Raw genomic sequence first — 24,782 nt, 5'->3', positions numbered from 1 at the left:
ACTACTGACTCCATCACAGAGTTGATGGGCTAACTTGAAATAGTAATCCTTTCTTCTGTTGGCTACGGCTTCATGTAATAGAGCGATCCGATGCTGTAGTTTCTGCCATTTATTAGAACCTTTGTCTTTATTTTTAAGCCTTCTTTGTAGTAATTTCATCTTACGCCGTGCTTTATCTAAAAACTTCATGTTCCTCTTGAAGCGAGGAAAACCTAGTCCCTTGCTTTTCATGTCGTTAAACGCCCGCTCCAATTTCCGCAATGTTTGCTGCATCGCTTGGGCATTACCAGACTTCAGGAAATCGTTAGTCTTTTTAGCTTGGGTTAGATTGGCAGATTGAGTAGGGTAGTTAGGATATTCAAAGGGAGCAACAATCTATTCAGAACGAATAGAGCAAGCGTTAACCTGACAACTACGACTGTTAGACCAAAGCTTTCTTGAACCAAAGCATAGTTCCAAACAGATTGGCAGACAGTTAAATTAATTCGATCTTCTCTGTCTGCTCTTTGGTTGGAATTATCTTATAGTTGTAAGTAAGGTTAAGCATTCAATTCTTGCTCATTGTTAGCAAGATTATAGCAGGTTGGGGTATGCTGTTGTAATATGTCGTAATTCATCCCGTCGATACAATCGAGGGTCTTCTTCCGACGATCAAGATAATCGCCTGAATCCCCCCCAGCGTCACCCCCTCATACCAAAGCAACTCCGGCAAGATCAACACCATTGGACCACTCCCACAATGTCCTAAACACCCACACCCCACAACACGCACCCCCGGAAGATCACACCCAGCCAACACCTTCAAAATTTTTTCAGACCCTTGACGGCGACAGGTGCGGTTTTGACAAACAAGAATTTCCTGGGTGATTGGTTGGTTCATGATTAACGGGCTATCGATCGCAACAGTGGGAACAATCCTGATTGACCTACGTCTAGAAGACAGAAATAAGGTCTGCTCTACCATAACCTAATTGCACCCATTGCAATCGACAGGATTTCAACTCTCATCTTTGTACACCTAAATATAGTCCTCAATACCATCAGATATCATGGAATATCGAACCAGCTACTCAACTCTCTCCTTGCCTCTGGTCGGTCTTGCGCTGCTGCTGAGTGCCGGAAGCGCCCAAGCTACAGAACATAGCCCTCTCCTGCTGAGTCAAGCGACCACAGAAGCAGAAGATGTCATTATACAAACGGAAGACGACCCCCGTTTTACCTGCCAATATAACAACGGGTCTTACACCGTGATGTATACCCCCAAAGAGCAGCCAGAATACGCTTATCCTTGGGCATCTCCCCAAGACTTAGGGGGCGGCTGGACGGCGGATAAACGCTGTAATACCATCAGCCAACGCTTAGAACAATATCGTCCCGATGGCCTGTTAGAACTACGAACGGGGATAGAAAATAACTATAATGTTATTTGTGTGACGACCCAAACAGATCCCAGTTGTCGTATTGTCTTAACAGTACCTCCCGGACAAGACCCCATCGCTACACGGGATCAAGTGTTCCAAAATCTCACACTGGCCGATAGTGGCCAAGCGACTCAAGGGGTAAACACTTTTATTAATGGCGGTAATGTCGGCGGCATTATCGGGGAACTGGGCAATGTGTTAGGGATTGATACCTCTAACTTAGGGGGCATTTTAGGCGGCAGTGGTGCCACAGGTGGCGGTGCGCCGATGTCTTCGCCCGGTGGGATTAATTTGCGCCCCTTCCTCGCTCCCTCCGATGGGGGGACAGGGACTCACTTACGCCAAAGTAGTCCAATTCGGAATACACCCCGCCCCGTCCGCAATCCGGGGAATCCGGGGTCTGGTCGGACTTTAAACCCGGATAATTTCCGCTAAGATTGCAGGTAGGGCAAACCCGGCGCTCTGGATGACCAGCGCCGGGTTTCTCGTGGGTGGGGGCTAACTTTTTGCACTACAAGACAGAGGATAGAGCCAACAAAACACCGTAAAATAAGGATTGCTCTCCCATTTGTGCAATTTGTTGAAGACCAATGACCAAAACAGCGCCTACTCCCTCCCATCCTGCATCGACTCGCCCGGATTATGATGTGATTGTCATTGGTTCGGGGATTGGTGGACTGGTGACGGCCACCCAACTCGCCGCGAAGGGGGCTAAGGTTCTGGTTTTAGAACGGTATTTGATTCCGGGGGGCAGTGCGGGCTATTTTGAGCGCGAGGGCTATTGTTTTGATGTGGGGGCCTCGATGATTTTTGGCTTCGGCACGGAAGGCACAACGAATTTACTCACCCGTGCTTTAGATGCTGTGGGGATGAAAATTGAGACGATTCCCGATAGTTGCCAGATTCATTATCACTTGCCCCAAGGTCTGGAACTCAAGGTGCATCGGGATTATGAGCAGTTTCTAGGGGAATTAGGCGATCGCTTTCCCCAAGAACGTCAAGGCATTCGTCGCTTCTATGACGAGTGTTGGCGGGTGTTTAACTGCCTCAATGTTATGGAATTACTCTCCCTCGAAGAATTGGGTTATTTATTCCGCGTCTTTTTTCAACACCCCCTCGCTTGTTTAGGTTTAGTGAAATATCTCCCCCAAAATGTGGGGGATATTGCCCGACGCTATATTAAAGACCCCGAATTACTCAAATTCATTGACATGGAGTGTTACTGCTGGTCGGTGGTACCGGCCGCTAAAACTCCCATGATTAACGCTGGGATGGTCTTTTCTGACCGACATTATGGCGGGATTAATTACCCCAAAGGAGGAGTGGGACAAATTGCCCAGAAACTGGTGGAAGGGCTAGAAAAAGCTGGGGGACAGATTCAATATAAAGCCCGGGTGAGTCAAGTCATTCTAGAAAATGGTCGGGCTGTAGGGGTGCAACTGGCAACGGGAGAACATTACTATGGGACGCGGATTGTTTCTAATGCCACCCGTTGGGATACCTTTGAGAAACTCCTCCCTTCGGAACTCATGCCTCCCTCAGAAAAACGCTGGAAAGAACGTTACCAAAAGTCCCCTAGTTTTCTCAGTTTACATTTAGGGGTTGAGGCCTCGGTGTTACCGCAGGGAACTGAATGCCATCATATTCTGCTGGAAGAGTGGGACAAGATGGAAGAAGCCGAGGGGACTATTTTTGTCTCGATTCCTACCCTACTCGACCCCAGTTTAGCCCCAGACGGCCATCACATCATCCACAGTTTTACACCCAGTTGGATTAAGGACTGGCAAAATTTATCAAGTAAGGAATATGAGGAGAAAAAAGAAGCGGCCGCAGACCGGATTATTGACCGTTTAGAGCAGATTTTCCCCAATTTAACCCAAGCGATTGACTATCAAGAGGTGGGAACGGCGCGCACCCATCGCCGCTTTTTAGGTCGGGATGATGGGACGTATGGCCCCATTCCCCGCCGCAAGTTGGCGGGATTGTTGGGGATGCCTTTCAATCGGACGGCTATTCCGGGTTTATATTGTGTGGGGGATAGTACATTCCCCGGACAAGGTTTAAATGCGGTGGCGTTTTCCGGTTTTGCCTGTGCGCATCGGGTGGCGGTGGATTTGGGCTATTAGTTGGGGGGCAATCTTGACGGGGAGGGGGAGAGAGGGAGAGAGGGAGAATTGATAATTATTACCTATTCCCGACACCCGACTCCCTAGGGCGCAAGCATTCATTGGTGTCAACTTAAGGGAATGGGATCCCAAATTAGCCGAGAAAGAGCGTCTTTTTGTCGATGTCGTTTTCTCTCGGCTTTGATCAGACCAAATAACTTGGCTCGCTCAGCTAAATATGCCACTGTATCAGGGTTTTCGCCTCGCAGCACAGCTTTAGCCACATAGTATAAGCTACGGAAAACCATCTCCACAGAGATTTTTTCCTTGGGTTGATGAAGTGCGATCGCTACTTCGGCGACTAATTGGTTTAAAACCGTGTAAAAAATCAAAGTGGAGAGAATCTGGATTTGTACACCATTAATATGTCCCACCCAAACATAGGCTAACCCCAAAAGACGTTTAGTGAAGGAAAAGGCTTCTTCAATTTTCCACCTTCTCCGATATAAATCACAAACTTCTTGAGGAGAAAGATGCCGAGCGTCAAGGACATTAGTTAAATAATAATACCAAGTTTTACCCCAGAGCACAGAAACTAATCGAACGGGATGATGACAAGGATTAGAACGATGCAGAAAGAACTCGTTGAACCTGATAAGATGTCTGGCCTCTCATTCGGGTGATAAAAAACTTATTTTCTTGAGTAAATTGGTCAAACCAGCTAAAAGAAAAAAAGCCCAGATCAAAAATCAATAAGCCCGATTCAGGGAGAGTTTCTAATAACTCTTGACCCCAAATTTTATCATTACATCGAGCATTTTCTTCATACCACATCGTTACAGGCACTTGGGTCAAAGCTTCGACTATCACCATGATTTTTCCGGCAAGTTCCCCAGATTCTTTCGGGGCGATTTTTAGCCGTTTCCGAAGCTGTTCTAGGGTTGAACCATCTGCTATCCACAGAGTGCTAAATTTTTCCCTTACAGTTTCCCCTTGTTTTTCTAAGGGATTTTTCTTCGCAACGTCTGGTCTTTTGTCTAACAGTCTTTTGAGGAGAACAGCAAAAATTTCTGCGGGAAAATTCATCAATCTTTTAGAGACAGCTTGTTTACTGACTTTTAACGGTTTTACCCACAACAATCCTTCTTCTTGCAAAAGTCTCACCGCTTCACTTAATCCGGGGATATTTCGATAGACCAAACTCACCACTAACGCTACCATGACGGGCAGAGTCAACAGTCGCTCTCTCATCAGTTTCTCATGATTACCCTGTACATATTTTAACGGGGTAAATAAGCAAGGGGTTAAATATTCTTTCAGTTCTTCTACCAATTGAGGAATTTCTAATGCTGGGGTTTGACGCTGACGACGTAAATCTGGATTCCCCTCTTTTCTAGGCCGTTGCTTTGCTCTCTTTTTCATCTTCCTTTCCTCTCTCTTACTTATTTCATTTTCTTCTTCCCTCTGGTTTTTCCCATTCTTTTCTTTTTCCCCTCTCTCTCGTTAAGTTGACACCAATGGCAAGCATTGCGCCCCTACACCGATTCCCGACACCCGACACCCGACACCTTAACCCCACAAGCAGACCTATTCAGCCAACCCCAACTTAAAAAACGTTTCTAACAACACTTGAGCGCCGTTCACACAATCCTCTGGGGTAGTGTATTCTGTCACCGCATGACTCACCCCAGCGGCCGAGGGGACAAAAATCATCCCCATGTCGGTGATGCGGGCTAATTCTTGGGCATCATGACTCGCCCGACTGGGGAGGTGGGTATAGGTTAGTTGTAACTCATCACAGACTTGGGCAATGATTTGTTGAATGTAGGGTTCTGCGAGGGCGGGTTCATTGTGTAGACAGGGATTGAGGTATATTTTGCTCTGGGTAGTGTTGGCAATTTCTTCCAACTGTAGCCGCAATTGTTCCATCAACGCCTCTAGATGTCGATTGGATAAATCCCGAATATCTAGACTCATTTCCACCCGTCCCGGAATCACATTCACCGCATTAGGAAAAACATTCAACTGCCCCACCGTTGCCACCTGTTGACCGGGACTATTGCCAATATCCTGCACGGCCAAGACAATTTTAGCCGCCGTCACTAAAGCATCCACCCGCAGATACATGGGCGTTGTCCCAGCATGATTTGCTTGACCCTCAATAATAATTTGATAGCGCCGTTGTCCGACAATCCCCTCCACCACCCCGATAGACTGCCCCATTGACTCCAAAATAGGCCCCTGTTCAACGTGCAACTCCACAAAGGCCGCCAACGCTTGGGGACTGCGTTTAGCTTGATAAATAGTATCCCAATCCCCCCCCACCCGCCTTAAACAGGTTTGAATGTCTGTCCCATCGGGGCGGCGATAATAGCCCGAATCATTGACCAAACTCCCCGACATCGCCTTACTGCCAATCATTGTCCCTTCTTCATCGGTAAAGACAATGACCTCAACTGGGCGATGTAAGCGGACTTGGTTTTCCTGCAATACGCGCACCATTTCCAATCCAGCGAGGATACCCAAGGCCCCATCATAACGGCCTCCCGTGGGAACGGTGTCCAAGTGAGATCCCGTCGCTAAAGCAGAGGCCTGGGGATTTTCTCCGTCATACCGACCAATAATATTCCCTGCACTGTCAATCTGTACCCTCATCCCTGCTTCTCTCATCCACTGCTGGACTAACTTCCGCGCTGCAATATCTTCTGGGGAGTAGGCTAAACGACAGACTCCCCCATTAGGAATTTCGCCAATGGAGCCTAAATGTTCCAGAGTCCGAATTAGGCGATCGCGATTAACCACAAAAGAGGGGGGGGAGTTACGCAAAATCATGAGTTCACGCTGAAATGGCAAAAGGGTTAGATACAATCTAACCCTTTTTTTCCTATTGAATTTTCTTCAACCCGATGCAGGAGACTGTCCCCCATCTTAGAATGGCAATTTAGGAAGAACGACGACGGCTTAAACCAAACGCACCACCCACTAAGGCTAAACCTAATAAAGTAACAGGTTCAGGCACAGGATTAGGATCAGGAGAACTGGCTAAGTAGAGGGAGATGTGAGACAATTCAGCAGCCTTACCATTGCGGGCGTTGGCAGAGGTTCCAATGGTGTCCCACCAACCTTGAGAAATGGAAGTTCCCGCTTCAAAGAAATAAGCACTATAGGAAGTAGCCGCTTTGAGAACGATGACGAATGCCTCATCATATAAACCTGTGCCGAAATTCCAAGTTCCTTTACTGCCTTCCGTGCTGTTGTTGTAGAGGACGGAAACGCCGAAATCTAAGCTATTCGGACCCGATAATACACCACCCCCATTTTCTGTGATATCGATTTTGGCGTCCATATTCCAAGTTAAGCCTAAATCGCCAATCCCAAACACATCATTGATTTCAGCCGCAAAGTTAACATCATTGCCCTCAAAAGACCCTTCACACATGGAGGCGGCGGGATCAAAGTTGTTCACGTCACAGGTTTGACCCACTTGTTGCGCGAAGGCTTCAGGTGCAGCGAAGGCTAATCCGGTAGTAACGAGGGCGGAAGAGACGAGTAACGTAGAGATAAATTTTTTCATGGTGTTCTCCTGAGTTGGTAGAGCTTGTTGCGACTAGAAATTGTTGTGACTAGAAAGTATCAAAACTTAAGACGAATAGGACTTAACTTTTTCCTATATCTCTATTGAAACCTATTTTGGGGACGCTGCAAACAAGATAACGTAAAGAAATGGAGCAATTTTATAAAGGCTCTGTCAAGAGATTTTTAAGTTTAATTTTCCTCAGTAAAATCAAGTATTTTAAACAGTATTCAGTTTAGAAAATAATTCAGCATTCCTACTGAGAACAAGAGGGTTAAAGCCATAACTCTAACCCTCTCCTTATTAAACCGTTTTGAGACTTAGGCTAAAACTCTTCTCTCCGGATTCGGGAAAAGCCGTTTCAGAAGAAATTGATCAGGCAGTGGGGCAAGTCTTGAATCGTCCTTATCCTCTTGCCAAACTGTAAACCTAGGAAGACCGACGACGGCTTAAACCAAAAGCACCACCCACTAAGGCTAAACCTAATAAGGTAGCAGGTTCAGGTACGCTGGTGTCATCATCACCACCACCCGGAGAACTGGCTAAGTAGAGGGAAATGTGGGACAATTCGGCGGCAGTACCATTACGGTTAGCAGAGGTTCCAATGGTATCCCACCACCCTTGAGAAATGGATGTACCCGCTTCAAAGTAATAAGCGCTGAAGGAGTTGGCTGCTTTGAGAACGATGACAAATGCTTCATCAAATAAACCAGTCCCAAAATTCCAAGTCCCTTGACTGCCTTCCGTGGTGCTGTTGTAAAGGACGGAAACGCCGAAATCTAAGGTATTGGGACCCGATAAAACTAAACCACTACTTTCAATGTCAATTTTGGCATCCAAGTTCCAAGTTAAGCCCAAATCGCCAATCCCAAACACATCATTGATTTCAGCCGCAAAATTAACATCATTGCCATCAAAAGACCCTTCACAAAAAGAGGCGGCAGGATCAAAGTTGTTCACATCACAGGTTTGACCTTGTTGGCCGCCACCACCGCCACCGCCGCCACCACCACCCGGACGACCTTGAGCAAAGGCTTCAGGTGCAGTGAAGGCTAATCCGGTAGCGACAATGGCGGAAGAGACGAGTACAGTAGAGATAAATTTTTTCATGGTGTTGTTCTCCTGAGTGAGTTATTTCAGCCCTAGTTCAGAAACGGTCAAAACGTCTAGCAGATAAGGGGTTAACCTTTTGCTTATGTTTATTAAAAACCGATTTTCGGCCGAGTGCAAACAAGATTTCATCAAGAAGTCAGTATTTTGTGCAAATTTTTTGTAAAGTTCTCCGTAAGATGGCTGACTTAATAACTAAATTTATATATTTAAACGGGGCAAAACTGGGTCAAAATGCTTAGGAAAGGTGGCAATTGCTCGGTTCGCTCTACCCAACTGTAAGCAATTTTGCCCATAGGTTCCCTGAGGGAATAGGGGGGTGTGGGGAGTGTGAACAAATGTTATACTTTGTTTGATTTGCTTAAGAACTCCTAATTCTGTCCTTCTCTACCGAGGATTTGGGCTAGACCTACCTAGTCCGTGGGACACGGAGACAGTATTGAACCTCCCATCGCTGAAAGCGAGGGATTCCCATATAGACTCTTATCTAGACCGAAGTCCCCGACAGAACGCCATTACTGGGCTGTTTGACCACGGGCGCACCGACCGCAGTTAATCCACGCTGTTTTACTACCGACTCCATCACAGAGTTGATGGGCTAACTTGAAATGGTAATCCTTTCTTCTGTTGGCTACGGCTTCATGTAATAGAGCGATCCGATGCTGTAGCTTCTGCCATTTATTAGAACCTTTGTTTTTATTCCTAAGCCTTCTTTGTAGTAATTTAATCTTACGCCGTGCTTTATCTAAAAACTTCGGTCTAGGAAGAATCAAACCGTCGGAAGTTGCCAGCATACTTTGAATCCCAACATCAATCCCCAAAGCGTGACCATGAGGTATTGGGGTTGGGATATTAACATCAAGCTCAATTGCTAAGTTGACATAGTAACCCGATGCTTTCTTGATTACTTGAACTTGTTTGATCTTAAAACCCTCTGGAATATCCCTTGATTTGACCAGCTTAACTTTACCCAATAGAGGCATCTTTAGCTTGTTACCATTGACTTCAATTCTGCTACTAACTAAATTAAAAGACTTCATGTTCCTTTTGAAGCGAGGAAAACCTAGTCCCTTGCTTTTCATGTCGTTAAACGCCCGCTCCAATTTCCGCAATGTTTGCTGCATCGCTTGGGCATTACCAGACTTAAGGAAATCGTTAGTCTTTTTAGCTTGGGTTAAATTGGCAGATTGAGTAGGGTAGTTAGGATATTCAAAGGGAGCAACAATATATTCAGAACGAATAGAGCAAGCGTTAACCTGACAACTACGACTGTTAGACCAAAGCTTTCTTTTGGCCAAAGCATAGTTCCAAACAGATTGGCAGACAGTTAAATTTAATTCGATCTTCTCTGTCTGCTCTTTGGTTGGAATTATCTTGTAGTTGTAAGTAAGGTTAAGCATTCAATTCTTGCTCATTGTGACTAAGATTATAGCAGGATTTTACAGTTCGGGGTATGCTGTTCTAATATGTCGTAATTCATCCCGTCGATAAAATCGAGGGTCTTCTTCCGACGATCAAGATAAGGAACGTTGTAAACCTTTGCCTTATCCCTTACTGGGCGAAGGTTTGCCCTATCTCAGCCCTAGCTTTCCACCCCAACGAATGGCACTAAGATGAATATTTTAGGAAATTTATTACAGTCTCAGAAAAAACAAGCGAAGGAACCGACTCAGGCATTACCTCCCCTGAAAAAGAAGCGTCGGGGGATTCAAATAAAATCCGAGGTCGAAATAGAACGGATGCGGGAATCTAGCCGGATTGTGGCAACGGTTCTCAAGGAATTAGCCCAACGGGTTAAACCGGGGATGACGACGGCGGATTTAGATGATTATGCCGAGCAGAGGATTCGGGACATGGGGGCGGTTCCGAGTTTTAAGGGATATCATGGTTTTCCCGCTTCCATTTGCATCTGTATCAATCAGGAAGTGGTGCATGGCATCCCAAACCCCAAAAAGGTCATCCGGTCGGGAGATGTCGTGAAAATCGATACAGGGGCTTTTAAGGACGGTTATCATGGGGACTCTTGTATTACGGTGGCTGTGGGGAGGGTGAGTCCGGAGGCGGCGCGCTTGATTCGGGTGGCAGAGGAGTCTTTGTATAAGGGGATTGAACAGGTTAAGGCGGGGAATTCCCTGTTGGATATTGCGGGGGCGATTGAGGATCATGTTAAGGCACAGGGTTATAGTGTCGTGGAAGATTATACGGGGCATGGGGTGGGGCATAATCTCCATGAAGAACCGGCTGTTTTCCACTTTCGGACGCGGCAGTTACCCAATGTGAAGTTAAAACCGGGGATGACTTTGGCGATTGAACCGATTATTAATGCCGGGTCTAAGGTGACTCGGGTTTTGCGCGATCGCTGGACGGTGGTCACAGTAGATCAATCTCTCTCGGCACAGTTTGAACACACGGTTTTAGTTACCCCCGATGGCTATGAGATTCTGACGGATCGGAATCGGGTTTAGTTGGTAGGGGGAGAGGGAGAGGGGGAGAGGGGGAGCAGGGGGGCAGGGGAGCAGGGGAGCAGGGGAGCAGGGGAGCAGGGGAGCAGGGGAGAGGGGGAATAGTGGGTAGTGAATAGCTAAAACTCTTGACTATTGCCTTTTCCCGATTCCCGATTCCCTAGGGCGCAAGCGTTGCGCCCCTACACCGATTCCCGATTCCCGATTCCTGACTCCCCGACTTATTCAGCAAACCCTAGCTAGTCTACCGAGAAGCCCTGCGGTAGTGGGGAGCTTAGAGCAACTCATCGACTCGGGGATGATTTTGGAGTTGCTGGAGGACTTGCTTAATCTCTTGGGTGCGGCTTTTGTGGGCTACGAGGGTGACATTGCGATCGCGCACAATCACCAAATCCTCCACCCCAATGGTCACAATCGTCTCCCCCCCATCACTGGCGTAGATAATCGCCCCCTGAGTATCTCGCCCCAGATGATCCCCTAACTCCACATTAGCCGCCTCCCCCTTTAACAGCCGTTCAATGGCATTCCAATCCCCCAAATCATCCCAGCCAAAATCCCCCGGCAAGACATAAGTCAGTTGGGTTTTTTCCATCAGGGCGTAGTCAATGCTTTTCTTTTCTAATGTGGCGTAAGCCCCTTTCCCCTGTTCCTGCAAAGGCTTAAGAATATGGGGGGCATATTGCGCCAACTCCCCTAAAACCACACTCGCCCGGAAAATGAACATCCCACTATTCCAGCTAAACTTACCCGTCTCAATAAATTGCTCGGCCGTGGCTAAATCAGGTTTTTCCGTAAAGCGACTCACCCGATAGACAGGCAATCCGTCATAATCCCCCTGTTTCTCCCCCTGTTCGATATACCCGTAGCCCGTCGAAGCGTAAGCGGGCTTAATGCCTAATGTTACAATGGCCTGTTCCTGAGCCGCTAGCGTTGCCGCCGCTTCCAGTGTCGCACCATAGGCCGCCTGATTGCCAATCCAGTGGTCAGCCGGGAAAAAGCCAATCACGGCCTCTTCCCCTTCCCGTTTCGCTACCTCCAAGGTCGCCCAAGCCACGGCCGGGGCGGTATCTCGCCCTTCAGGTTCCACCAACAAATTCCCCTCGGGTAATTCCGGTAATTGTTCTCGGACTCCCTCAGCAATTAATGCCGATGTAATCACCCAAAGTTTATCCCATCCTCCGGCTATCTCCAGTAATCGGTCGGCTGTAGCTTGTAGTAAACTCCGACCACTGCCATCTAAACTTAGAAATTGCTTCGGTCGTTGTCTCCGACTCAGGGGCCAAAACCGTTCGCCTTTCCCCCCCGCGAGAATTACCGGAATTAATGATGGACTCATGCGCTCAACAACCTTAACTCTTTTTTTTCATCCTATCCTGTGTTGGGGGATCTAGGGTGGTAAAGAGATGTTGAATGAGTAGAATGTCATGGACATAGGGAACAGGGAGTCGGGAATCGGGAATCGGTGTAGGGGCGCAATGCTTGCGCCCTAGGGAATCGGGGGGAGGGGGAGAGAGGGAGACAAGGAATTAAGACTTATTACCTATTACCTAGGGTCTGCTGAATAACACGCCTATGCTAGGCTCAACAAGGGAACAGGGAACTCTTAACAGGGAACAGATCATCTAAAACTGGCACGATTGCCTATTCCCGACTCCCGACTCCCGACTCCCGACTCCCGATTCCCCAACTCTCGGACTTATTCAGCAAGCCCTACCTATTACCTCCCCCTTCCCGTTCCCCGTTCCCTAAAATAAAAGAGTTTTGGCTATTCCCCTGCTCCCCTGCTCCCCTGCTCCCCAGAGAATTGTAATTTCTGGACAGAATATCTCAAGAGGGCGTTATAATCCACCTTGAGATTGAATATAGAAGTAAGTTTAAAGACCTTCGGCTTAGGTTTAGGCAGCCTAGAATGGGTGTTCTATGATCAACTCGTAATTTAAAGTTTTGATGGTGTTGAGGTGACGGTGAAACAAAGCATGAATATGCTACCCAAAAGTCTCCCAGAAGGAAAAACCGACAGTAGGACAGAGGAATCTGTCTCAACTCCCGGTAAACCCCTTGATGAGTTGTCCTTAAATAAGGGCAGGAAATCGGAAAAACACGCCCCTAAAGCCCGAAAAGTCCCTGTGGGATTAAAAATGGTTTGGGGGGTGACATTTCTCACTGTAGCGACGTTTTCCGCCGCAGTGGGGGCGATTTTAGCGATGGTTGGCCCCCTGCCTTCTCTGCCTATGTTCAGTGTCAAGGAAGAAGCGGCTACGGCTGGGACAACTAGCATTGAAGAGGCGAAAACTAAGGCTATTCCCCCCCTCTTCCAATACAAAGTAGAGCGCCCGGTGAATATTTTGGTGATGGGGATTGATCGGGTATTAGATGCACCAGAGGGCAGTGATGAGGCGTTTAGTGGCAATACCGACACGATGTTACTGTTGCGTTTTGATCCCACGGATAGCAGTTTACGTTTGCTGTCTATTCCTCGGGATACTCAGGTGATTATTCCTCGTGTTGGCCAAGGTAAAATCAACGCGGCGAATGTTTACGGGGGGCCTCAACTCGCCATGCAGGTGGTGAGTCGAACGTTAAATGATGTTCCCATTGACCGTTATGTAAGGGTTACAAATGATGCGTTTCAGGAGTTAGTGGATCTCGTCGGTGGGGTGGAGGTCTATGTTCCTCAACCGATGTCCTATGTAGATCGGACTCAAAACTTGAAAATTGACCTAAAACCGGGTTGGCAACGGTTAAATGGGGATGAGGCGGAACAGTTTGCCCGTTTCCGGATGGATGAGTATGGGGATATTGGACGGGTCCAACGTCAGCAGGTGCTGTTAAAGGCTTTACGGGAACGTTTAGAACATCCTACGGTGTTGCCCCGTTTGCCCAAGGCGGTACAGTTGATGTTGCAGTATGTTGATACTAACTTGAGTTTAGAAGAAATTCTGGCTTTGGTGAATTTTGGCATGAGTTTAGACCGGGATAATATCCGGATGGTGTTGTTGCCGGGACGCTTTAGCGAGGTGAGCGAGTTTGAGGGGATTAGTTATTGGATTATGTCCCGTCAAGGGCGCGATCGCGTGGTGGCGGAGTATTTTGATCAAATGGGGACATCGGGAGTTCCCCGGGAGCGAGATCCCAAACGGGTGCGGATTGCTATCCAGAACGCTAGTAATGATTCTGAGCTTCCGAGAAAGGCCGTAGAATATTTAAATCAACAGGGCTTCCACAATATCTATTACTCGAACCGGGATTTTGCCCGCCCCCTGCGGACAACGGAGATTATTGTTCAACAGGGCGATCGCAATGCAGCCCAAGCACTGCAAACGGCTTTAGGTTTCGGTCGGGTTGAAGCGAATTCAACGGGGGATCTAGGTTCAGAAATTACCATCCGCGTGGGGGCTGATTGGTATGATCTCCTAGGACAAAGTAAGGATGAAACAGAGAGTTAAAGTTTGGTTAAAGCGCATTGTGGGATTAGTTCTGCTGCTTCTATTAACGGGGGGCTGGCTAGTTCTCAATGCGCGCCCCGCTTGGGGACAAGTGGGTAAGATTAACTACGCGCTGACGGATTTACCGGAGCGGGATTTTTCAGGACAGAATTTAGAACGGGGCGTTTTTGCGGGGGCGGATGTACGACGGGGGAATTTTGCGGGGGCGAATTTACGGGCTTCGATTTTAACTAAGGCGATTTTTCTCGAGGCGGATTTAACGGGGGCGGATTTAACGGAAACCTTTGGCGATCGCGTGGATTTTAGTGGCGCTAACCTCACCCATGCTATTTTCACCGATGCCATGCTCACCAGTAGTCACTTTTTTGACGCGACCATCACCGGAGCCGATTTTTCCGGTGCTATCTTGGATCGGTATCAAGTCTCTTTAATGTGTGAACGAGCCGAGGGGATTAATCCCACAACGGGCATTGCAACGCGGGCGAGTTTGGGCTGTCGGTAATTTAATCTTGACATGAATTAATATGACTTTAACCGCGACGGATATACAAGCAGTTCTTGCTCAATATGCCCCCTATAATCTGCTGCCCGCTAATGTTTTAAGCCGCTTGGGGGAGCGATTCCAACCCCTACGCTATCGTATGGGGCAAACTATCTTGTTACGGGATAAACTGCCCAATCAGGTGGTTTTGATTGCAGAAGGTCAAGCGCGGTTATTAGGCTATGATCCCAATACCCAAATGCCCCTAACCTTGGGGTTATTGGAACAGGGGGAAACGGTGGGGCCGGCGGGATTGTTGCGGGGTGAGGGCTGCGAAACGGTGATTGCTTCGACGGAAACCCTCTGTTTGACGTTAGATCAACGGGGGTTTTTCCAACTGTTGAATGAATGTCCCCCTTTTGCGGAGTATTTCCAAAATCGGGCGGCGATCGCAGAAATTTTTGCTGTCCTCAGTTACCAAATCGGCACGACGGAGGATCTCCCCATTCCCCTCCGAGGGATTGATGATGTCAAATTGTTGGCCAAACACCTGGCGGAACAAGGTCAAGTCTGTGTCTTGCCTCCGGGCAAAACCGATGTACGGAATACCATGGTGCGCCCCCTCTTACAGTCCGATTGGCTGTGGTTTGTTAGTGGGGGAGGGGAGGTGATGAATCACTCCGTTGGCCAGCGCTTTCAACTGGCCCCTGATGAAGCACAAATTCAAGTCCGGGGCAGTTTACCCGCCCGGTTTATCGGTTTTCGGGAGCAGAATCTGCGGGTGATTTATCAGGAACATCTCCCCCCCCTGCCCTCTAAATTTGTTCCCCCAGACCCCTCTAATATCGCCTCTGAGCCACGGGAAGGGGGGGCAACGGGGGAGACTATACCTTACGCCCCAGAGGTGGAGGAAGCGGCCACAGAAGCCCCGAGGGAACGGAAACGGGGGCGCACTCGTTACCCGTTTGTCCGGGGTGGGGGAATGGTGGATGGCACGGTGGCCTGTTTTCAGATGCTGAGTCAATATTTTAATATGCCGTTCCGTCGGGATGTGATCCGTCGGGTGGTGACGGAACAGGTGCAGCGTCAGGGGGGAATTTCTCTCTATTCGGCGGGGGCGATTTCGGAGTTAATTGGCCTCAATGCCCAACTGGTGACAATTCCGGGGAAGAGTCTCAGTCGTTTACAAGCGCCGGCTTTGGTGGTGTGGCAGGAGAGTTTAGCGATTTTGTATGAAATAAGCGATCGCCAGTTAGTAATTGCTGTGCCGGAATTGGGCATTTTACGCCGCAAACCCGCCGATTTCCTCGATACTTGGGAGGAAGTGGGTTCTGTTCTTCTGTTGCAACCCACTAAAGAAACCCCGACTCAGCGTTTTGGGTTTCAGTGGTTCTGGCCCGCCCTATGGCGTTATCGCAGTGTGTTAATTGAGGTGTTTATTGCCTCGTTTTTTGTCCAGCTTTTTGGGTTAGCTAATCCCCTGATTATTCAGGTAATTATTGATAAAGTTATTGTGCAGAATAGCCCGGACACCTTACAAGTTTTGGGCATATTTTTAGTGGGAGTTGCCATTTTAGAAGCGATTCTAACCACGGTTCGCACTTATTTATTTGTGGATACGACAAACCGGATTGATATGGGGTTAGGGTCAGAAATTATTGATCACCTGTTACGTTTACCCCTCCGTTACTTTGATAAACGCCCGGTTGGGGAGTTATCTAGTCGGGTGAATGAATTAGAAAATATTCGGAATTTTCTCACAGGAACAGCCCTAACGGTAGTGCTGGATTCCATCTTTTCGGTGGTCTATATTGCCGTGATGATTTTCTACAGTTGGCAATTAACCATTGCGGCTTTAGCCACGGTGCCGCTTTTTGTTATTTTAAGTGTGGTTCTCTCGCCCGTTATTCGCCAACAATTCCGCACGAAAGCGGAACGCAATGCCCAAACGCAATCCCATTTAGTGGAGGTGGTTTCGGGGATTCAAACAGTGAAAGCTCAAAATATCGAATTGCGCTCCCGTTGGCGTTGGCAAGAATACTATGCCCGCTATGTAACGGCAGGTTTTGATACGGTGATTACCTCGACGTTGGCGAGTTCCTTTAGTAGTTTTTTTAATAAGTTTTCGGGCTTATTGGTGTTATGGTTTGGGGCGTATTTGGTCTTAGATCGGCAATTGAGTTTAGGGCAACTGATTGCTTTTCGGATTATTGCCAGTTATGTGACTAATCCTTTACTTCGTTTGGCTCAACTGTGGCAGAATTTCCAAGAAGTCGCCCTTTCGTTGGAACGTTTGGGGGATATTTTAGACACGCCCCAAGAGGGGGAAGAAGATCGAGGAAATATTCCGATGCCGCCTATTGTGGGTCATGTGAAATATGAGAATGTTTCGTTCCGGTTTAAGAGTAATGCGCCTCTGCAATTGGTGAATGTTAATATTGACATTCCGAGCGGAAGTTTTGTAGGGATTGTGGGGAAAAGTGGGGCGGGAAAAAGTACGCTGACTAAGTTATTAGTGCGTTTATATGATGTGGAGTCGGGGCGGATTTTATTGGATGGGTATGATGTAGCTAAGGTGGAATTATATTCTCTGCGGCGACAAATTGGGGTAGTGCCACAAGATCCTCTTTTATTTGATGGCACGGTGCAGGAAAATATTGCGATGAATAATCCTGACGCGAGTAGTGAGGAAATCATCGAAGCGGCTCAAATTGCGGCGGCTCACGAGTTTATTATGAACCTTCCGGCGGGGTATAATACGCGGGTGGGAGAACGGGGTGCTGCGCTTTCTGGGGGACAACGACAACGAATTGCGATCGCCCGCACCATTCTACAACGTCCCTCTCTCCTCGTCCTAGATGAAGCCACCAGCGCCCTCGATTATCCCACAGAGCAACAAGTTTGTCGGAATTTAGCGGAACAATTTGGCGATCGCACTGTATTTTTCATTACCCACCGTCTCGGCACCGTGCGCCATTCTGATATTATCCTGATGATGGACGCGGGATCTGTGGTGGAATACGGCACCCACGAGGAGTTAATGGCTCTCCAAGGCCGTTATCAAGCGCTGTATCAACAACAAGATGCTAAGGTGGGAACGGCTTAAGGGATTGTTGCGGTTGATGGGTGGGGGTGTCGGGAATGGAAACTCATCACCGCAAAAATCAAAATATAATCTTGCTCAATTGAGCGCATAGTCCCTCATAATCATTCAGAAATAGCATCAGGTTTTGAGAGAATTAAGTTCAAAACATTTAAGGTCGGAGAGTTGAGTAAATATTGTTCAGAAAAAGCCTGTTGACGGATTTCCTTCAAACTATAACTGTGAAACACCACAAAAGGGAATTCTTCATACTGATAGCCAATGGGTAAAATATTAGAATCAACGGGATAGATTGACCGGACATATTGAGCTAAAATATCCCGAAATGAATCTTCTTTGGCTTGTTCTTGCTTTTGCTCAAAAAATTCTCGCAAAATGTCCCCCACAATAAAGACGAAAAGGGGAATGGCATAATAACGCTCTAAACGTTGACTGAATTCTTGAAACTGTTGGGAGCGTTCCGAGTTTATCACCGCTTCAATTAGCTGGATAGCATTGACCATCTGCTCCTTTAACTCCTCTGGATATTGGCGACTAAAACTGACCTTTCTCATTAATTCCAGGAGGTGATCATCTTGATATTTTAGAATGTTATCGAGACGCAGTAAATAATTCTCTTCCAGCCTTTTTTCTGCTAGAGGAACAATTAACAAACTACCCGTTAAGTAGCTTAATTCGAGATGATTAAACTGGAGTAAATGATCTAAAGTCTTACCTTGCAAGGGTTTAATAAACTGTTCGGTAAAATCTTGATTTAACTGGAGGTAGGACAAGGAGTTTTGAGCAATATCATAAGACAAGCTAGGGATCTCATTGTTCGGATGCAGCCTAAAATCAGTTGCCGCCAATAATGGCTCTAACTGCTCTAAAATCTCTTTAAGAACAGTATCCTTGGGATTTTTAGCAGTTTCTTTTTGCAATCTCTGAACTAAACTAGCCAATTGACCAGAAAAGGTTTGTCCGGCTGCACTCATGGATTTTCCCCCAATGGGAATGATTAAAAATTGATCACTGCCAAGGGGACTCGCTCCCTGAATTCGGGTTAAAATCGCCGCCTTGAGTAAAAGTAGAATATTAAACAGGTTTAAAACACTTTTCTGCAAGGAACTTTGTACATCTTCTGTATAATAAACCGCCCGTTCTGTCAAGTAAAATGTTAAAAACTTATCCTGTTGATCAATCTCTCGATTTCCCCGGCCTCGATAAATGACTTGGATAATTTCCATCAGGTTTCTTTCAATGCTAAAGCGAGGGATTTCAACTAGAATATGTCTCGCTTTGGGGAAGGATAGACCTCGACTCCCAGAGGAGGTCATGAAAACCACACGGACTTGATTTTTATATTGCTCCAGTTGCTGTTTTTCCCATTCCGAAATGTCGCCATGAACTTCTAAGTAGTCTTCTCCTTTGTTAAATTTAGGTAAGCTTTGGGTCAATTGATCAATTAGGATGGTCAGTTTACTTTTATTTTGGATATAAACAATAATCTGTTCAACTTGAGGATTGGCTAACAAAGTTTGCACATCGGCAAAAATTTGGTCAGTTTCTTGTTTTTCCAGTTGCTTTTCATATTGTCTACGCAAGCTGTCAGACACCTGAAACCCATAGGATTGAACAAAAACTTTATAGGTGATGGTTAAACGTTTGGCTGGGTAAGCATTAGTATTGATCAGAGTAGCGGGATAATTTTTGAAGTGGAAACGTTGTAGGGAAATGGCTTCAGGGAGAGTTTGGCAATGTCTGAAGTAAATTTTATCCGGTTCTGGGTCAACTTTTTCTAAGTGTTTATTAATCACTGAGGCATCGACTAAAGACGCATCAGCGATGATCACTTTACAGTTAAATCCATACTTAGGATTGGTTAATTCATATTTACGGATAAAGTCTTCAATGCGTTTTAAAAAAGCAACTCCTGTATCATCTCCCGTAATTTCATCAATCATAATAATCAGATGTTTCAGTTTGCGGGAGATGTTCTGCATTTGATCGGGTAAAACTTTTCGCTCACGTTCCCGGTAAGCATTTTTAAAGATTTCCTGCAAATGATCTAATGTATCCCCTTGACGAGTTTGTTTAAGAGATTGGATGGAAACGGTAGCCACAATTTGATGGGAAATGTTTTCATTGATTAATACAGCTATCGCTTTAGCCACACTCTGCAAGACTCCTGCGGGGGATCTTTTCGCTGGAGTAATGGTCTTTTGATCAAGACGTTCTAGGGGAATTTGACGGTTTCTACTACTCTCTGGAATCCGACTATCCTTAAAATAAATACCGGATTGTTGAAAATTTTCTTGGTGTGTATTAGACTGATATTGAATGGTAGGGTGGCCAGAGTTGTTTTTAATCAGGTTAGCGTAGGAGTTGAGGGTAAACACCCCATCCTGAAAGAGTTGCTGAGTTTGAGGATTTTTGAACTTCTCTAGGATATCGAGATTGACCTGTTTTCGAGGACTGGCATAGAGGAATAAAAACCCCTCGTCAGCATGATCTTTTAGGAATTTGGCGATCGCAGTAGTTTTCCCAATTCCCGGATTCCCCGTCAGGAAGAGGAAAAGACGGGAATTGTCGGGAGAAAGCGATCGCATCACTAACTCCTGATGAGCATCTTGTAGATTGATCCCCTCCCTCAGTCCCAGTTTCCCCCGCAACTCAGGAGACACCTCCCCCACAGAATTAGCAAATCCCGTAATGATTTCTTGATGCTCTAGACAAGTCCTCTGATTCGGAGCAATATTCAGGAGTTGATTAACAAAATCCCTCCCCCCCTCAAAACTCCGCGACACACTCCGTTTAATCTTATTTAACACACGCTCCCGACTCTCATCAATCCCCTGATCTCTCTCGTATTCTTGATAAATCTTCTGACAAGTGGCTAAAAATTCCTGACTTTCCTGTTGTTGGGGATTCACACAAACAGAAGAGAGTCCACGATTGGTATAGCCAATAATATTAAACAGAATTGAGGTCTTCCCATCCTCTAGATTAATAATTTTATTTTCGCAGAGAAATTGATAAAAACTGTAAGCATATCCCCCAGCTTGAATTAACTTCACCATCTCCTTATCAGAAGAGTAAAACGCATTGAAATAACTGCGCAAAGACTGTGATAACGAGTAATCTAAACAACTGGTATCCAGTCGTAACTCAGCAAAAGCACTCTTAGAGCGAAAATGACTAATCTCTCGCCGCAATAAATTCTTGATAATCCGAATAAAACCTAAATCCTCCCCTTCCGGAGCAAACTGAGCAACAAAAGCAGACAAATCAACACACACCAATCTATACTTAACCCGTCTCCTATTTAAACGCAATAATAACAGCGTATCTGCCTTAAGAAACTCTCCTCTTTGTGTGTAGCGTGCAATAATAGAATCCACCGAAGAAAGATTAGGAAACTGTTGCAAAACATCTCGCTCCCAACTGTCTTTTTCCTTGGAATTTTGTCCTAAACTATTGTCTCCCCTAAAACAACATTGTAAATAGACTACTTCCACCCTTGAACTGTCCCCCGGAAAAACAAATTCCAGATACTCTCGCCAAAAATTTAACCCCGCTAAAAAACCTCGCAACAAGAAAAACTGACTCCACTTTTCTAAAACCCTTTTTTCTTGAGGACTGATGACTTGCCTTAACAAGGTTTTCGCCATATCATAAAATCGGATATTTTGCAAGTCTTTTTGATACAAATTGCCATAGGAATGTTGAACCTTAGACTGCTTGATGCCCGTTAACAACCCTAAATTAAAGCCAACTTCAAATAAACGCCCTAAATCCGCAGAAATTTCTGAGTTCATCATGATTACTGTTTGGTGTTTAAAATTTCTTGAACGCGAGTTAAAAAAGCCAAAACATTAAACTCAACCTTTTCCTTAGCATGGGGAATTAACGCTAAATTACCCACCGACTTATCTCCGATTAAATTCTGATAGGGGTCAAGTTTTAACTGAAGCTGAAGCTTTTTACCCCCTTTCTCATATCTGGCAAAGTGGAACAGTGTTAGATACTGTAAGATATCTTGCTTGAGTTGTCCTGAATCAATCAATCCTTGCCTAATTTTTTGATCTCCTAGGATTCCCTCATAAAAATTCAACAAGGTACTGTAAGAAATCACTCCCCGATAGTTTCGATTTTCTTCCCCTACAGCTTGACCATTAAATAGATTGAAGAAAACAGCAAACATTTTATTGTCATCTTCAGCTAAACGAGTTAGTTCTGCTGTATCTTCAATATACAGGGATTGAGCGAGTTTTTCCCAAGGGACTACATAGTATTTGTCAAAAAACATGGGGTAAATATTTAAATCCTGATACTGTCCCTTGAGTAACCGCATGATATCCTTAGACATAAAGAATAAGTCCTCATCGTCTTGATTTTGGGTTAAATGTAAGGTGCTGGTGTAGGGTGCTTTGGCAATATAAATAATATGTCGGTATCCTTGTTTATATAACTTTTGGATAACATCAGACATGACAATAGGTTGTCTGAATAATGTCTCCCGATCATAATTAGCAGAAAAGGTTTGAATAAGGCGATACTTGATGGTATTATTGGTTTCCCGTAGGATGCCCACCACTTCCCCCATCAGGGTAGAATACTTCTGCTTAATCTCTGGTTTCCAACTCCGATCATGTTCACGACTAGAGACAATAATAATGGCTAGTTTATCTAATTGCGTTGGTTGAGGGAGAGTAAAGGTTTTGGGTAGTACAGAATATAAGGAACTCATGGCATTGAGAACTTTATAATCATTGACAGAGCGAACATCAATCCCCTGTGCATTAGAACGATGTTGTTCATTGAGTAAATGAGCTAACACTTTAGAGAAGTTATACATAAACTTCTCGCGCAATCCCGCACTATCACCCTTTTCAATATCTAAACGTAAAATGGGTAAAAATAAGCGCTCTTTTTTGAGCAAAATATTTAAGGTGGTGAAGGTCAGGAGGGAAAAGGTGAAGTTATAGAAAAAGTTCTCTTGTTGATTGGGTGTTGCTTGTTGATGAGGGAAAACTAAACAATTGTGTTGGTTTAATTTATAGTATCGCTCAGATGCACGATGACTGCTCACATAAAAGATGATAGGCAACGCTTTAACCTGTGCGACATCATATTGCATGGTGAAAGATTGCTTGTCTTGAGTCAAAAAATAGTGCAAGTCACTAATATTCAGGGTAACAGGAATACTTAAAAAGGTATTTTCTTGAGATCGTGCTTCAGTGACATCTATATATTTCAACGCTAACTTAGGATTACCTGTTACCGATTGATCAAATACTGTTTGTTCGTCAATAATTTCTCGAAGGTTATCTTTAAGTAGACGGTTTTTTAAGGTTAGATAAGCTGGCTTTTCTTGGGGTTTTGATAGAGTTTCATATTTAATTATTTTTTGAAGAAATTTAACCAGTTTATTGATTTTTTCTTCGACTTTATAACCAATCAAACCTTTACGGATGTTCCCTAACATAGTGAACATATCTGTCTCGGATCTCCGGAAAGCGGGTAAAACGTTTGACTCGAATTTTTCAAGGGGATTGTAATGTAGATCCTTAATAGGGTGATAATCTGGTTCATTAGGATTGTCACAAGCAAAGACAAAGAAATAAAGCAAAGCAACTTTGAGGATTTTTTGCAAACCAAAGGTTTGTTTAAGGGTGTCTTGATGCAGTTGACTGTCAGGATTGAGCAAATCAAGGTGATACTGAAAAGATGATTCTCCTTGGGATGTCTGAACATCTCCATTCAGCTTGAGTTTTAGACCCAGTGTAAATTCAATGGCTCCATCTAGACGAGATTCCCCTAGATTTCCCACAATCAGAGGGATAACAGGCAATTCCTTAAAGGCATCTTCACGGGCTAAGATATCTCGGTAATTAATGCTACCCTTGGATTGTGTAATTTCATAATCACCGTCAGCGTAATGTTCTAAATTGATAAATTCATCAATATACCGGAGTCGTCGAATTAAAGTTTGTAAATAAATCGCTCCTTCTTCCTTGGTTTCTTCTTTTTTTCTGTTCTGATAATATTGGTCTAATAAAAATTGGAGATAAAAAATCTGACTTTGGCGTTTTAATTTGCCTAATGTCTGTTCATTGATGATTCTCTTCAGTTTAGCAAAATGATTGTTCGGTTCTGGCCGTTTATTATATAAGTCCTCAACAATCTGCTCTGATTCTTCCTGATCCTCTGCCGAACAGTTGTTAAAATTTTGATCTAAATAGTTTAAAATCCCCTCTTGAACTTGCTCGTCAAAGTCTGTCCCATGATTGACGCGAATGGTTAACTTGTGAAAGCGCAAACATTTGTCTCGGGTGGATTGATTATCAAGAGTTAATCGCTGCTTGTACAGTGGGTTAGGGGTGCTGAAAGGATAGTTAAAATTAGCCGTAGCTTTTTTTTGATCAAACCTTGACAAATCGACAATTAACTGCTTGATAAATTGTTGAGGAGAAAGGGGTGATTTGCTCTGTTTTTGTAAATGTTGGTTGACCGCGTTTTGTAGTAGGTTTTCAAGAAGTTGCTGGATTTGCCTAATCTGGCTGGGAAATTTTTCTTGGCATTCTGCGACTAGGTTAAGGGTTGTTATTTTATGATAACCAATACGACTTAATGGATTAGGAATTCGTTTTTGAGAGACGGTTGTAGCGATTTTATCAATATCTAAAACAAAACGTTGATAGGATTTTTTTGGAGATTGATCGGATGTTCCAGTTTTTTTAGATTTATTTTCAACTGTTGTTTCAATAATGCTAAAATAGGATTCTGAGGAGGTTTGCAGTGTTTCAATAATTTGTGCTAGTAAGTCGCTATAATCTACGGTGGGCAGATCATTGTTATTTTCTCGGAGTTGATTGACCATGACGCTTACAGTCTAGTGGGATGGATGAATTTTTCTACTTATCCCTAAGATTGCGTTGGCTTGTCAAGTCAAATTTTATTTTTTGTAATATTTGTGTAATATTATGGCTATTTTTGCGTAATTTTACCGAAAAACAAGGGCTTACACCATTTAGAGATGTTGCTTTATCTCCTGGGAGAAAAACCCGATTTCTCAACCGTTATGAGTCATCAGTCAGG

General features: G+C 45.1%; 14 protein-coding genes and 2 pseudogenes. 6 read left to right on the top strand and 10 right to left on the bottom strand.

Features of this window, described 5'->3' with window-relative positions; genetic code table 11:
* Positions 1–547: pseudogene (locus tag SPI9445_RS32135) on the bottom strand (helix-turn-helix domain-containing protein); the annotation flags it as partial.
* Positions 548–613: 66 nt separating this feature from the next.
* Positions 614–880 carry a (2Fe-2S) ferredoxin domain-containing protein gene (locus tag SPI9445_RS0114195; protein ID WP_017305425.1) on the bottom strand — a complete coding sequence of 89 codons (267 nt, stop codon included), beginning with the start codon at positions 878–880 and terminating at the stop codon, positions 614–616.
* Positions 881–1,049: 169 nt separating this feature from the next.
* Here SPI9445_RS0114195 and SPI9445_RS0114190 point away from each other — a divergent pair, with 169 nt between their 5' ends.
* Together SPI9445_RS0114190 and crtH are read left to right on the top strand one after the other, a co-directional pair.
* A complete protein-coding gene (locus SPI9445_RS0114190; protein ID WP_017305424.1) occupies positions 1,050–1,856 on the top strand; it encodes a COP23 domain-containing protein in 807 nt (268 codons plus the stop codon).
* A gap of 155 nt (positions 1,857–2,011) precedes the next feature.
* Entirely contained in the window at positions 2,012–3,547 is a 1,536-nt protein-coding gene (gene crtH / locus SPI9445_RS0114185; protein ID WP_017305423.1) for a carotenoid isomerase, read from the top strand.
* A gap of 107 nt (positions 3,548–3,654) precedes the next feature.
* On the opposite strand, the pseudogene SPI9445_RS27020 reads toward crtH, so the two are convergent.
* From SPI9445_RS27020 to SPI9445_RS25630, 5 genes and pseudogenes are all read right to left on the bottom strand, one after another.
* Positions 3,655–4,948 (bottom strand): annotated as a pseudogene (locus SPI9445_RS27020) (IS4 family transposase).
* A gap of 165 nt (positions 4,949–5,113) precedes the next feature.
* Positions 5,114–6,358 carry a Zn-dependent hydrolase gene (locus SPI9445_RS0114175; RefSeq protein ID WP_017305422.1) on the bottom strand — a complete coding sequence of 415 codons (1,245 nt, stop codon included), beginning with the start codon at positions 6,356–6,358 and terminating at the stop codon, positions 5,114–5,116.
* Between the two features lie 109 nt (positions 6,359–6,467).
* Complete coding sequence (locus SPI9445_RS0114170; protein ID WP_017305421.1) at positions 6,468–7,100, bottom strand: PEP-CTERM sorting domain-containing protein; 633 nt, start codon at positions 7,098–7,100, stop codon at positions 6,468–6,470.
* 429 nt (positions 7,101–7,529) lie between these two features.
* Positions 7,530–8,210: a PEP-CTERM sorting domain-containing protein gene (locus SPI9445_RS0114165; RefSeq protein WP_017305420.1), complete on the bottom strand. Its 681-nt coding sequence runs from the start codon at positions 8,208–8,210 to the stop codon at positions 7,530–7,532.
* Positions 8,211–8,725: 515 nt separating this feature from the next.
* Positions 8,726–9,610 carry an RNA-guided endonuclease InsQ/TnpB family protein gene (locus SPI9445_RS25630; RefSeq protein ID WP_017305419.1) on the bottom strand — a complete coding sequence of 295 codons (885 nt, stop codon included), beginning with the start codon at positions 9,608–9,610 and terminating at the stop codon, positions 8,726–8,728.
* 213 nt (positions 9,611–9,823) lie between these two features.
* Between SPI9445_RS25630 and map the strand changes: the two genes are divergently transcribed.
* Positions 9,824–10,675, top strand: coding sequence for a type I methionyl aminopeptidase (map, locus tag SPI9445_RS0114155; RefSeq protein ID WP_017305418.1), 852 nt, complete (start codon positions 9,824–9,826; stop codon positions 10,673–10,675).
* Between the two features lie 271 nt (positions 10,676–10,946).
* Here the strand turns inward: map and SPI9445_RS0114145 are convergent, their stop codons facing one another.
* Complete coding sequence (locus tag SPI9445_RS0114145) at positions 10,947–12,008, bottom strand: mannose-1-phosphate guanylyltransferase (protein ID WP_017305416.1); 1,062 nt, start codon at positions 12,006–12,008, stop codon at positions 10,947–10,949.
* A gap of 640 nt (positions 12,009–12,648) precedes the next feature.
* On the opposite strand from SPI9445_RS0114145, the gene SPI9445_RS0114140 reads away from it, so the two are divergent.
* Genes SPI9445_RS0114140 through SPI9445_RS0114130 form a run of 3 tightly spaced genes read left to right on the top strand, consistent with a single transcriptional unit; the run spans position 12,649 to position 17,705 of the window.
* Positions 12,649–14,118, top strand: a complete 1,470-nt coding sequence (locus tag SPI9445_RS0114140) for an LCP family protein (RefSeq protein WP_202803698.1) — start codon at positions 12,649–12,651, stop codon at positions 14,116–14,118.
* A complete protein-coding gene (locus SPI9445_RS0114135) occupies positions 14,102–14,620 on the top strand; it encodes a pentapeptide repeat-containing protein (protein WP_017305414.1) in 519 nt (172 codons plus the stop codon). The genes SPI9445_RS0114140 and SPI9445_RS0114135 overlap by 17 nt, the downstream gene beginning before the upstream one ends.
* 22 nt (positions 14,621–14,642) lie before the next feature.
* A complete protein-coding gene (locus tag SPI9445_RS0114130) occupies positions 14,643–17,705 on the top strand; it encodes a peptidase domain-containing ABC transporter (protein ID WP_017305413.1) in 3,063 nt (1,020 codons plus the stop codon).
* 101 nt (positions 17,706–17,806) lie between these two features.
* On the opposite strand, the gene SPI9445_RS0114125 is transcribed toward SPI9445_RS0114130, so the two are convergent.
* Together SPI9445_RS0114125 and SPI9445_RS0114120 are read right to left on the bottom strand one after the other, a co-directional pair.
* Positions 17,807–21,502, bottom strand: a complete 3,696-nt coding sequence (locus SPI9445_RS0114125) for a helicase-related protein (protein ID WP_052646638.1) — start codon at positions 21,500–21,502, stop codon at positions 17,807–17,809.
* Positions 21,503–21,504: 2 nt separating this feature from the next.
* Positions 21,505–24,564: a hypothetical protein gene (locus tag SPI9445_RS0114120; RefSeq protein ID WP_017305411.1), complete on the bottom strand. Its 3,060-nt coding sequence runs from the start codon at positions 24,562–24,564 to the stop codon at positions 21,505–21,507.
* Between the last annotated feature and the right edge of the window lie 218 nt (positions 24,565–24,782).

Origin of the sequence: Spirulina subsalsa PCC 9445 (genome assembly GCF_000314005.1) — a bacterium.
In the GTDB taxonomy this organism is placed as follows: Bacteria; Cyanobacteriota; Cyanobacteriia; order Cyanobacteriales; family Spirulinaceae; genus Spirulina_A; species Spirulina_A subsalsa.
Note: the sequence above shows the minus strand (reverse complement) of the source record. Positions and strands in the feature narration are given on the sequence as shown.

Excerpts from the sequence above, each read along its gene's own strand:
- SPI9445_RS0114125 (WP_052646638.1), bottom strand. The coding sequence starts at position 21,502 with ATGATGAACTCAGAAATTTCTGCGGATTTAGGGCGTTTATTTGAAGTT.
- SPI9445_RS0114130 (WP_017305413.1), top strand. The coding sequence starts at position 14,643 with ATGACTTTAACCGCGACGGATATACAAGCAGTTCTTGCTCAATATGCC.
- SPI9445_RS25630 (WP_017305419.1), bottom strand. The coding sequence starts at position 9,610 with ATGCTTAACCTTACTTACAACTACAAGATAATTCCAACCAAAGAGCAG.
- SPI9445_RS0114145 (WP_017305416.1), bottom strand. The coding sequence starts at position 12,008 with ATGAGTCCATCATTAATTCCGGTAATTCTCGCGGGGGGGAAAGGCGAA.
- SPI9445_RS0114165 (WP_017305420.1), bottom strand. The coding sequence starts at position 8,210 with ATGAAAAAATTTATCTCTACTGTACTCGTCTCTTCCGCCATTGTCGCT.
- map (WP_017305418.1), top strand. The coding sequence starts at position 9,824 with ATGAATATTTTAGGAAATTTATTACAGTCTCAGAAAAAACAAGCGAAG.
- SPI9445_RS0114170 (WP_017305421.1), bottom strand. The coding sequence starts at position 7,100 with ATGAAAAAATTTATCTCTACGTTACTCGTCTCTTCCGCCCTCGTTACT.
- SPI9445_RS0114135 (WP_017305414.1), top strand. The coding sequence starts at position 14,102 with ATGAAACAGAGAGTTAAAGTTTGGTTAAAGCGCATTGTGGGATTAGTT.
- SPI9445_RS0114120 (WP_017305411.1), bottom strand. The coding sequence starts at position 24,564 with ATGGTCAATCAACTCCGAGAAAATAACAATGATCTGCCCACCGTAGAT.
- SPI9445_RS0114195 (WP_017305425.1), bottom strand. The coding sequence starts at position 880 with ATGAACCAACCAATCACCCAGGAAATTCTTGTTTGTCAAAACCGCACC.
- SPI9445_RS0114190 (WP_017305424.1), top strand. The coding sequence starts at position 1,050 with ATGGAATATCGAACCAGCTACTCAACTCTCTCCTTGCCTCTGGTCGGT.
- SPI9445_RS0114175 (WP_017305422.1), bottom strand. The coding sequence starts at position 6,358 with ATGATTTTGCGTAACTCCCCCCCCTCTTTTGTGGTTAATCGCGATCGC.
- crtH (WP_017305423.1), top strand. The coding sequence starts at position 2,012 with ATGACCAAAACAGCGCCTACTCCCTCCCATCCTGCATCGACTCGCCCG.
- SPI9445_RS0114140 (WP_202803698.1), top strand. The coding sequence starts at position 12,649 with ATGAATATGCTACCCAAAAGTCTCCCAGAAGGAAAAACCGACAGTAGG.